Here is a 10,693-nt window from a genome sequence, read left to right on the forward strand (position 1 = left end):
GGTCCTGAGCAGGGAGCAGGGAGCGAGAAGCCGTGAGCGGTGAGCGTTGAGCGGCGATGAACGCGCCGCCACGTGGGAGGGCCCGGTCGCCGCGTGGGGGATTCGGCGACCGGGCCCCGTTCGGGGAGGAGTCCCAGCTGTGGCCGTCAGGCCTCCACACCGTAGGCGGACGCCGCCCGCCCGGGGCTCAGCAGCCCCTGGCGGAGGTCTTCCCGTACCGCCTCGGCGGGGCGCTCCGCGACGGGACCGAAGCCGCCGCCCCCGCCGCTCTCGCAGCGCAGCACGTCGCCGCGGCGCACGGCCAGCGCGTTCACCTTGAGCAGTTCGCGCTCGCCGTCCCGGCCGGGGTTGAGGACGACGCGGGGCGCCGCCCCGGCGGAGCCGCCGAAGACGCCCCACGCGGGGGTCACGGAACGCTCCCACCACAGCGACAGGTTCTGGTCGGCCTCGAACGTGTACTGGCGCACCACGCCGTTGCCGCCGCGGGTGCGGCCCGCCCCGCCGGAGTCGGTACGGATCGCGTACTCGGTGACCCGTACGGGGAACAGCGTCTCCAACACCTCGACGGGCATGTCCCGCAGGGAGCCGTTGACGTTGTTGATCAGGCAGGACTCGCCGTCGTCGGTCTGCCAGGCGCCCCAGCCGCCGACCGTCGCCTCCTGGGAGACGAAGAGCCTGCCGTTGCGCGGGTCGGTCCCGGTGAACTGCACGATCATCGAGTCGCCGTAGCTGGCCGCGGCCGCCCGCGCGGGCACCGCCGGCGCCAGCGCCTTGACCACCAGGTCGATGACCAGCCCGAGGTGGGAGTAGTAGTACTGGCACGCCGCCGGTTCGACGGCGGCGAGCATGGTGCCCGGCCGGGTGACCACGTTCAGCGGCCGGAAGGAACCGCCGTTGAGCGGGACGTCGCCGCTGACCAGCAGCTTGTAACCGACCCGGCAGGCGGCGACGGTCTGCGCCGCACCGCAGTTGACGGGGCCGGTGGCCTGGTCGGCGCAGTCGGTGACGTCCATGGTCATCCGGTCGCCGTCGATCTCGACGCGCACGGTGACGTGGAGCGGCGTACGCAGGTCGATTCCGTCGTTGTCCAAGTAGCCCGTCGCCTCGTAGACGCCATCGGGAATGGCGGCGATCTGCTCCCGCTCCAGCCGCTCGGTCTGCGCGAAGATGGCGTCCCGCGCGCCGAGGACGGTCGGCAGGCCCCAACGGCGGACGATCTCGGCGAACCGCCGCGCGCCGGTACGGGCGCAGGCCACCTGGGCGCGCATGTCCCCGAGGGTGGGCTGCGGGAAGCGGACGTTGCGGGCGATCAACGAGTGCGCCTGCTCGCAGGGTTCGCCGCCCTCGTAGATCTTCAACGGGCCCATCCGCAGGCCCTCCTGGTAGATCGAGGTGGAGTCCATCGAACCGCCGGGGTCCTTGGAACCCATGTCGATCCAGTGCGCACGGGACGCGGCGAAGCCGATCAGCTCGCCGTCGGCGGTGTCCTCGGTGAAGATCGGCGCGTAGACGGTGACGTCGTTGAGGTGGGTGCCGCCGATGTAGGAGTCGTTGAGGACCCAAACGTCGCCGGGCTTCCAGACGTCCGCGCCGTACGTCTCCTCAGTGGCCCGGGTGCACACCTCCAGGTTGCCCAGGAAGATCGGCAGGCCCGAGGACTGACCGAGCACGTTGTGGTCCCGGTCGAGGAGGGCGACCGCGCAGTCCTTCGCCTCGTAGATGGTGGGCGTGTAGGAGGACCGGATCAGGGTGGTGTTCATGTCCTCCGCGGCCTGCATGAGGGCGCAGCGGATGATCTCGATGGTGACCGGGTCGACGACCCGGCTGCCGGTGTCGGTCATGCCGTGGCTCCAACCTTGATGACGAGGAAGCCGTTCTCGTCGACGGTGACCGACGAGTCCGGAGGGACGACGGTGGTGGAGGTGGCCTCCACGATGACCGCGGGACCATCGACGCGCTCCCCGGGCGCGAGCCGCTCGCGGCGCAGAACGGTCGTGTCGTACGAGCGGCCGCCGAAGACCACCGGCCGCTGCCGGACGGTGGCGGGGGCGGACTCGTCGGCGGCGTACGGCACGGGTGAGGCCTCGGGCAGGGCGCCGAGCGCGGTGCTGCGCAGGGTGACGAACTCGACGGGCGCCTCGGGTGTGGCATGTCCGTAACGGCGTTCGTGGAGGCCCGCGAAGCGCTGGGCGGCGGTGGCGAGGAAGTCCTCGTCGGCCGGTTCGGCGGCGGCGAGCAGCGGCACGGCGAGGGTGTAGTCCTGGCCCTCGTAGCGCATGTCGACGACGTGCTCGACCCGCTGCCGCTCCACCGGGACACCCTGGTGGGCGAGTTCGGCCAGGGCTTCGGCCTCCTGGCCGGCCAGCGCGCGGGCCATGGCCGCGCCGTCCAGGTCGGCGGCCAGGGTGAAGAACTGGCGGCTGAGGTCGCGGCGGACCTCGGTGCCCAGCATGCCCCAGGCGGAGAAGGCGCCCGGGAAACGCGGTACGACGACCTCGCCGATGCCGAGCTCGCGGGCGATCTCCACGGCATGCATCGGGCCCGCGCCGCCGAACGCCAGCAGAGTGAACTCGCCGGGCTCCAGGCCGTGTTCGACGGTGAGCGTACGGATCGCCTGGGCCATCTTGGCGTTGGCGACGTCGCAGATTCCGCTCGCCAGTTCCACCGGATCCAGGCCGAGCTCACCGGCGAGCGTGGCGACGGCGCTCTGGGCCGCGGCCACGTCGAGCGTCATGTGCCCGCCGGCGAACCAGCCCGGGTCGACGCGTCCGAGGACCGCGTTGGCGTCGGTGACGGTGGCCTGCGTACCGCCGCGTCCGTAGCAGGCCGGGCCGGGGACGGCTCCGGCGGACTCCGGGCCCACGCGCAGGCCACCGGCCTCGGCATAGGCGAGGGAGCCGCCGCCGGCGCCGATGGTCTGCAGGTTGACCAGCGGCATCAGGACCGGGAAACCGTCCGCCGAGCCCTCGTTGGACACGTCCGGGCGGCCGTCTAGGACCAGCGACACGTCGAAGGAGGTGCCGCCCATGTCCACGCAGATCGCGTTGCGCCGCCCCAGCAGGCCCACGGCCGCCGCGCCGCCCATGGTGCCGCCGACCGGCCCGGAGAGCAGGGTCTGCAAGGGGTGGCGGCGGGCGTAGGAGGCGTTCACGATGCCGCCCGAGGACTGCATCACCTGGACCGGAACGGTCAGGCCGTGCTCCGCGAACCGCTCCTCGATCCGGCCCAGATAGCGGCGCACCACGGGGCCGGTGTACGCCTCCAGGACGGCCGAGCTCGTCCGCTCGTACTCGCGCCACTCGCCCGCCACCTGGTGCGACAGCACCACGACGACGTCCTCGCCGAGCTCCTGCTCCAGGATCTTCCCGGCCAGCAGCTCGTGGTCCGCATTGACGTACGAGAAGAGGAACGAGACGGCGACCGCGTCGAACCCCTCGTCCTTCGCGCGTCGGGCGGCGGCCCGTACGGCGTCCTCGTCGAGGGGCTCCAGCTCGGTGCCGCGCCAGTCGAAGCGGCCGCCCGCCTCCATGGTGTCGCGGCGCTCGACCAGCGGTTCCGGCTTGCGGTAGTGCAGGTCGAACATCCGGTCGCGGTTGCCGCGGGCGATGTGGTAGACGTCCCGCATCCCGGCCGACGTGAGCAGCAGGACGCGGGCGCCCTTGCGCTCCAGCAGGGCGTTGAGGCCCTGCGTGGTGCCGTGCACGAAGAAGGAGATGTCACCGGGCGAGTCCACCGCCCGGCCCAGCGAGGCGAAGACTCCCTCGGCCAGGTCGCCCGGGGTGGTGGGCGCCTTGGCCGCGAAGTAGGTACCGCTGTGTTCGTCATAGGCGACGACATCGGTGAAGGTTCCACCGATGTCCATGGCCACCCGGTATGTCATTGCGCCTCCCGGCTTCCTCAGGGGATCGCCGAGGACGCTAGCCGGGGGCTTCCCGGGAGGGCTGTGCGCGGCGCACGGGTGGCGGGCCGCCGCAGTGCGCCGTGCCCGGTTCAGTGATCGCGGACGGGGACTCCGCCCGGCTGCTGCACGTCCTCGTGCAGGTGGACGATGCGCCACTCCGCGGCGGGGCCCTGCCGCAGGACCGCGGTGTTGCGGACCAGCTCGGGGCGCAGCTCGCCGGCCGACGGGTCGGGCGCGAAGTCCACCCGCAGCCAGAACCGCAGCACCGCGATGTCACCGAAGACGTCCACGACCTGCCCGTACGGCTCCAGCCCGGTCTCCACCGGCCCTTCACCGGTGGCCGGGCGTTCCTCGCGCACCCGGTCCAGGTCCGGCTTCCCGAAGAGCAGCCCGGCATTCGCGGAATCCCACACGGTCGCCTCCGGATCCAGGCAGGCGTCGATCCGCGCGCGGTCCCCGGCCGAGTAGGCCTCGTACATGGTGGTGATCACCTGCCACACGGCTGCTGCCGTCGCGGGGGTGGCGCCGGGGCGGGCACCGGTAGGGGATGAGGGGGATGCGGGGGATGAGGGCATGGCGGGGCCTCCTGCAGTGAGGGGGGAGAGGGGTCGCGCCTCAGAGCGGGACAGCGACGGGCAGCCAACCTACACACCCGGCCAGGCGGCGCGGTCCGCGCGTGGCCTCGGGCCGCAGCGCTGACTGGCGGGTTCCCGAAGTGCTCGCCGGCCACAAGTGACTGCATCCTTTGGCCTACTGCGGGTTCGGCCCTGTGGAGGAGGATCTTGCGGCACCGCCGCGAGAAGGTTGATCCGTGCGAACAACCATCGGATACACCGTCGAAAGTATCGGCTACGTCGTAGGAGCCCAGGGGCTCGTGAGTTTCGCTTCGCAGGCCCTCTTCGGCACGGAGTGGGGCTGGATGCACAAGGTCGTCGACCTTCCGTCCGCCGCTTACCTCGGCATCGTTGTCGTCGGGCTGGCGCTCATCGTCGGTGGGGTCAAGACGCGGAAGGCGGCCGAGCGCCAAGCCCGTGGTGCTGCTCGCCCGCCGCGGCGGTGAGCCTATGCCCGGCAATCGCAACGACTGCCGGGCACGGGAGGAGCGCGGCATCGCCCGACTGCGCAACCTCGCTCTCCCGGGACAGCTCCTGCCGCAGGCGTGACCTGAGAGGTCCCGGGGGACGGTTGCGCCCCCGCAGTCCCGGAGGAGAATCAGTCGAGGCAGAACTCGTTGCCCTCGATGTCCTGCATCGTGATGCACGACTCGCTGACCCCATCGGCGCGCTGCGTCAGCACGTGTTTCGCTCCGAGCGCCATCAGTCGTGCGCATTCGGCCTCGAGCGTGGCCAGGCGTTCGTCACCCACGAGCCCCGTGCCGACCCGCACATCGAGATGGATCCGGTTCTTGACGGCCTTGCCCTCGGGAACTCGCTGGAAGAGCAGGCGCGGGCCCACGCCCGAGGGATCAGTGCACGCGAAGTAGACCTCGTCCTCGGGTGGCAGCGAGCGGTGGTACTCCTCCCATGTGGCGAAGCCTTCAGGGATCGTCGGTACGACGTACCCCAGCACCTCGCACCAGAAGGCGGCGAGGCGCGCGGGTTCCGCGCAGTCGAAGGTCACTTGGAACTGCTTGATCGTTGACATCGGCGCACGATAACAGGGGCCCTGCTCATCTCCCCGGGCGGGTGGATCCACACGTGGCGGGGAGGACGGCCCCTGCCATCAGCTGCTGTGTCGTGCGGTCACGGGGACCGACGGCCGGACTGCCGTGCGGGAGGCGGTCGGTGGATGCGGGCCGTACGGACAGGTCATCGGCACCGGCCGGAGTCTCCCGGAGCGTGGTGTTGGTCGTCGCGTGATCCCCTTCAGGCGGTCCGGGCGGTGGCCTCGGGTGCCTGCGGAACAGGAGCCGTGACCGGACCGATGGCCGTTGCCGTGGTGACTGCGGGCGGGGTGACCGGGGGAGCGGTGAGGGTCGGGTCGACGGTCAGGAGCGCCGCTCCGAGCGGTTCGGCCATGGCCCGGAGCGCGGTCTCCGAGAGCCGGATCCACGGCTGCCCGGCGCCGAGCGTGGCTGCAAGCCGCTCCGCGCTGGTGAAGGCGACAGCGGTCCGATCTCCCAGGGGGGTGCGGAACAGGCGCACCACCACCTGTGCGGGTCCCGGCCGGGCCGGTACGTACAAGGTCCCGGCCGGGACCCGTTCTTCGGGCTCGGGGTCGTCTTCGTACTGGAACAAACACATGGGGCCCTCCCAGAGGAACCACGAGTGGCGGATGAGGCCCCGGATGCGGGGAGAGGCAGTCCGGGGCGCGACACCGAAGCTATGCCCGCACGCCCGCATCCGCGGTCACCCCATGACAGGTCCTTGACGGCGACCGGCCAAGTCCATACGGCTCACTGACGGGCGAGTTCGAGGGGCGTCAGGAAGCCGTCATGGTTTCCGGTTCTCGCGCCAGAAGGCCATGAGGTCCTGGACGAGGCCTTCGGCACGCAAGGTTCGGTGGCCCGCTGCTGCCTGGCGCATGCCGCGTGCCCGGTACTGGTCGCCGTCAGGCGACCACGTGGCCCGAACCGGTCCCCCGGACCTCGCCCGGAACCGGGTGGGAAGACCCTGTCGGATGCGCCGAGTTGTGCCGGTTTCGGGGATCCGGCGTTCTGCGCTCGCCCGAGGGTCCGTCGTGCTCTCATGGATGGGTGGACACCCTCACAGTGCCCCGAGCCGGAGCAGGTCCCGCGGACGGTGCGGAGTGCCGCCGACGCTCCTGGTGGGTGCGGAGCGCCGGCGGCCGGAGTGCTGACGGAACCTCAGTTCCCGTACAGGTCGAGCAGCCAGGTGAACACGGCACGGACGGCGCCGCCGACAGCGGCACCGAGCGCGGTCGCCGCCCAGGGCGTCCGCTCGCGGTGGGGCGGGCGGGGCGGGCGGGGCCGGCTGGATCGACGGGGCCTGCGGGTGCGGGACATCGTCATCGTTCTCCTTCGGGACGGACGTCGGATGCTGGCGTCGGCCGACGAAGAAGACGATCCAGGTCCTGGGTCCTGCAGCGGGGATATTGGGACGCCTCGGAAATTCCAGGGGATCTGCCCTGGTCACACCAGGTGTGGATGTGGATCACCCGGGACGATCCGGGACGGGCCTCATGGTGGGGAGAGTCGATATGACGGCAATGGAAGAAGCCCGGCAGAACTTCGCGGGCGCCCTGGCCGAGGTACGCCGAGATGCCGGTTCTGCCTCGCTCGCCGACCTGGCAAGGGCCAGCGGCGGGCGACTGACAAAGTCCACCATCGGCAGGGTGCTTCAGGCCCGGTTCGTGGAACCTCCGGAGTGGGAGTTCGTCGAATGCTTCCTCAAGGCCTGCAGGGCGTTCGCCAAAGAGGCGAGGAGGTCGGTGGACGAATCGCTCTTCAAGGAGACCTTGTGGCGACGACGCCATACAGATCTGGTGAGCAAGTGGGAGGCGCACCGGAGGAACGAGGGGGCCGAGCTCCCTCCGGGAGTCCGGCGCTTCCCACTGAAGGACGTGCAGCCGCCGGTCGCGGACCTGGGTGAACAGCCGAGCCAGTTACTACTGGCCCGCCACGAGGTGGTGCCGTTCACCGGCCGGGCGGACGAGCTGACCAGGCTGGAGCGCTGGCGGGACGGGAAGGAGCCGGACGCGCGGCCGATCGTGGCCTCGGTGGCGCTGCTGCACGGGGGAGGAGGGCGGGGGAAGACCCGGTTGGCCACGGAACTGGCCCGTCGCACCGCCGCCGCGGGGGGATGGAAGGTGTGGCAGGCCGTACGGACCGGAACGGTCACGGCGGACACGCCTCACCCCAGGAAGTCGGCCTTGGGACGCAACGCGCTGGTGGTGGTCGACTACGCCGAACGCTGGCCCGCGCTGGAGCTCGAATCCCTCATGGGGAAGCTCTCCGCCCGGCGCGGCGCACGGCTCAGGGTCCTGCTCATCGCCCGCTCGGAGAGCTGGTGGGCCTCTCTGGTGGACGATTTCCGCAGCAAGGGCTTTGCGGATGAAGCGATCCCGGTGGAGGCACTCCCCGAGGGGGACGTCGCCGCCCGGCTCGAGGCCTTCACGGTCGCCCGCGAGCGCTTCGCCGACGCCCTCGGGGTGCCGGAGGAGGAAGCCCGGACCATCGCGGAGCCGGGGAACCTGGACGACGACGCCTACGGCTTGACGCTGACCGTGCACATGGCCGCGCTGGTGGCGGTGTACGCCCACATCAGCCGCGGCGAACCACCACGGAATCCGGGCGCGCTGTCGGAGTACCTGCTCGACCGCGAGTACCACCACTGGGCGAAGCTGGCGCAGGCCAAGGACAACCGTGCCGCGCCGGAAGGCGTCACGGAGCCGGCCGAGAACAACTGCGCCGTACCGGCGGGCGTCATGGCGCGGACCGTGTACACCGCGACCCTCACACGCCCCAGACGACTCCCGGCGGCGCTCGCGGCCCTGAAGGACGCCCAGGTGGGTGATCCGGCGTCCCATGTTCAGGTCCTGGAGGAGCATGCCGCGTGCTACCCCGCCGCTGATGACGGGACGTACCTGGAACCTCTCTACCCCGACCGCCTCGGCGAGGACTTCATCGGCCTCTGTACGCCGGGTGCCCCGGCCCAGCGCCTGAAGATGCGCTGGGCCGGGCGAGCCGCGGCGCGGCTGCTCGGAGTCGACGCCGACGCACCCGCTCCGGAGTGGCGCCGCGACGTCCTCACCAACCTGATCAACGCCGCCGCGCGCTGGCCACACCTCGCCACCGGCGAACTGGCCCCACTGGCACACGAGCATCCCGGCCTCATGCTCCAGGCGGGCAACGCCGCCCTGATCACCCTGGCCCGGATCAAGGAGATCCCCCTCGAAACGCTGGAGGCCATCGAGGCGGTCGCTCCCCCGAGGGATCCCGACCTCGATGTGGGGATCGCCGAAATCACCGATCGCTTCTCCTCGGCCGAACGGATCCGGTCCATCGCGGACCCCGCCGCCAAGACCGTCCTCTACTCGAAGAAGGCGTGGCGCCTGTCCAACTCGGGCCGGCACGACGAGGCCCTGGAGGCGATCGAGCAGGCGGTGGAGCTCCATCGCCTCCTGGCGCACGGCGGCCAGGCGGAACAGCTGGCCGCCCTCGCGTGGGCGTTGAACAGCCTGAGCAACGCATTGCACTGGACCGGACGCCACCGGACCGCGCTGGAAGCGGCCGAGGAATCCGTGGCGATCTTCGTGGCGGTCGTGCGGAACCATCCCGAGAAGATCGGCAGTCTTGCGGTCGCCTTCATGACCTTGTCCCTGCGGCTCGATCAGCAGGGGCAGACCGCCCGGGGCCTCGAACTCCTGGAGCACGCGGTCGACATCACCCGACTCACGGCCGAGGCGAGTCCCGCGGACTTCCGCCCCGACCTGGCCGGAATGCTCCACAACCTGGGATCCCAACTGTCCCGCGTCGGCCGGTACGCGGAGGCGCTGTCCGCGGAATCCGAAGCCGTGTCCATCTACCGGGAGTTGATGGAGCAGGAGCCCCGGGCCCACATCGACGACATGGCCAACGCCCTCGACGGCCTGGCGGTCGCGCTGGGCGGCGAAGGCCGTCACCGCGAGGCCCTGATGTCCAGCGAGGAGGCGGTCGGTTTCCTCCGGACCGGCGCCGAGGACAATCCCGGCGTCTACGAGCCGCCCCTCGCCAATGCCCTGCTGAACCTCGGTGTCGGGTTCGGCGAGTCGGGTTCCCTGAGGGAGGCCGTACGGTACTGCCGCGAAGCTGTCGGCCTGTCCCGCGAGCTCGCGTCGGCAAGCCGGGCGCCCCACCTGCCACTCCTCGCCAGGTCGGCGATGAACCTCGGCATCTGGCTCGGCGAGTCGGGATTCCACCAGGAGGCCGTCGGCTTCTCCGAGGAGGCGGTCGCGCTGTTCCGCGAACTCGTCGAGCTCGACTCCGAGAGCCACCTACCCGCGCTCGCGGAGGCGCTGCTGAATCTCGGACCCCGCTTGGCGCCCGCCGGCCGCCCGGCGGAGGGCGGGGACGCCTGCGGTGAAGCAGTCGACCTGTACCGCCGGCTGAGCCCTGACAATCCCGTCGTGCACCGCCACAAGCTCGCGATCGCGCTGATCAACATGGGGAACGGGCACGCGCGGCAAGGGGATCCCGCGGGGGCCGTGGAGTGCTTCCGGGAGGCGGTCGACCTGGCTCGAAGGGCCGCGGAGGACAACCCCGGGGCGGGCCTGCCGATCCTGGCCGGCGCCCTGACCAACCTCGCGGGCCAGTTGAGCAGGGCGGGGCTGTCGTCGGCGTCCGTCACCGCGGCCCAGGAAGCCGTAGCCATCCGGCGGCCCTTGGCGGGGGCCGACCCCGGCACGCACGAGCCCGGACTGGCAGCGGCACTGGCGGTCCTCTGCGATGCGCTGAGCGGGGTGGGCCGTCACGAGGAGGCGGCGAAGGAGGGCGCGTCGGCGGTCGCCGTGCTGCGGAAGCTCGCCGACATCGCCCCGGAGGCCCATCGACTGCACCTGGCGCTCTCGCTCAAGAGCCTCGGCCGGCCACTGACGGAGCTGAACCGCCTGCACGAGGCCGTCACGGTGGCGGAGCAGGGGGTCGAGGTCTGGCGGTACTTGGCGCAGGCCGACCCCGTCGGCTACGAGTTCGAACTGGGCACGGCCCTGGACCGGCTCGGTGACCTCCTGGCGCAAGTGGGTCGGACCGAAGAGGCAGTCATGGTCGGCGAGCAGGCCGTGGCACTCTGGCGGCGCCTCGACCACCCCGTCGCCGATCAACTGCTGGCGCTCGCCCTCGGCAACCTCGGCGGG

The 10,693-nt window shown here is 71.4% G+C and carries 8 protein-coding genes; 2 read left to right on the forward strand and 6 right to left on the reverse strand.

The window, feature by feature from the left end; all coding sequences use genetic code 11:
- Positions 1-146 precede the first annotated feature (146 nt).
- The 3 genes from ACWGDE_RS30335 to ACWGDE_RS30345 form a co-directional block, all read right to left on the reverse strand.
- The gene (locus tag ACWGDE_RS30335) at positions 147-1,841 is read right to left on the reverse strand and encodes a hydantoinase B/oxoprolinase family protein (RefSeq protein WP_453392232.1); all 1,695 of its coding nucleotides are present in this window, start codon (positions 1,839-1,841) and stop codon (positions 147-149) included.
- The gene (locus ACWGDE_RS30340; protein WP_453392233.1) at positions 1,838-3,880 is read right to left on the reverse strand and encodes a hydantoinase/oxoprolinase family protein; all 2,043 of its coding nucleotides are present in this window, start codon (positions 3,878-3,880) and stop codon (positions 1,838-1,840) included. The genes ACWGDE_RS30335 and ACWGDE_RS30340 overlap by 4 nt, the downstream gene beginning before the upstream one ends.
- Before the next feature lie 110 nt (positions 3,881-3,990).
- On the reverse strand, positions 3,991-4,476 hold the full coding sequence (locus tag ACWGDE_RS30345) for a YybH family protein (RefSeq protein WP_453392234.1): 486 nt from the start codon (positions 4,474-4,476) through the stop codon (positions 3,991-3,993).
- Positions 4,477-4,775: 299 nt separating this feature from the next.
- Between ACWGDE_RS30345 and ACWGDE_RS30350 the strand changes: the two genes are divergently transcribed.
- The gene (locus ACWGDE_RS30350; protein ID WP_453392235.1) at positions 4,776-4,961 is read left to right on the forward strand and encodes a hypothetical protein; all 186 of its coding nucleotides are present in this window, start codon (positions 4,776-4,778) and stop codon (positions 4,959-4,961) included.
- A 152-nt stretch (positions 4,962-5,113) separates the two neighbouring features.
- Here the strand turns inward: ACWGDE_RS30350 and ACWGDE_RS30355 are convergent, their stop codons facing one another.
- From ACWGDE_RS30355 to ACWGDE_RS30365, 3 genes are all read right to left on the reverse strand, one after another.
- Positions 5,114-5,545 (reverse strand): VOC family protein, encoded by a 432-nt coding sequence (locus ACWGDE_RS30355; protein WP_453392236.1) that lies wholly within the window; start codon positions 5,543-5,545, stop codon positions 5,114-5,116.
- Positions 5,546-5,766: 221 nt separating this feature from the next.
- On the reverse strand, positions 5,767-6,144 hold the full coding sequence (locus ACWGDE_RS30360; RefSeq protein ID WP_453392237.1) for an SAV_915 family protein: 378 nt from the start codon (positions 6,142-6,144) through the stop codon (positions 5,767-5,769).
- Between the two features lie 563 nt (positions 6,145-6,707).
- Complete coding sequence (locus ACWGDE_RS30365) at positions 6,708-6,872, reverse strand: hypothetical protein (RefSeq protein ID WP_453392238.1); 165 nt, start codon at positions 6,870-6,872, stop codon at positions 6,708-6,710.
- 188 nt (positions 6,873-7,060) lie between these two features.
- Between ACWGDE_RS30365 and ACWGDE_RS30370 the strand changes: the two genes are divergently transcribed.
- The coding region (locus ACWGDE_RS30370) for a tetratricopeptide repeat protein (RefSeq protein ID WP_453392239.1) at positions 7,061-10,693 on the forward strand (3,633 nt) is incomplete at its 3' end.

Source organism: Streptomyces sp. NPDC054956 (genome assembly GCF_053609185.1).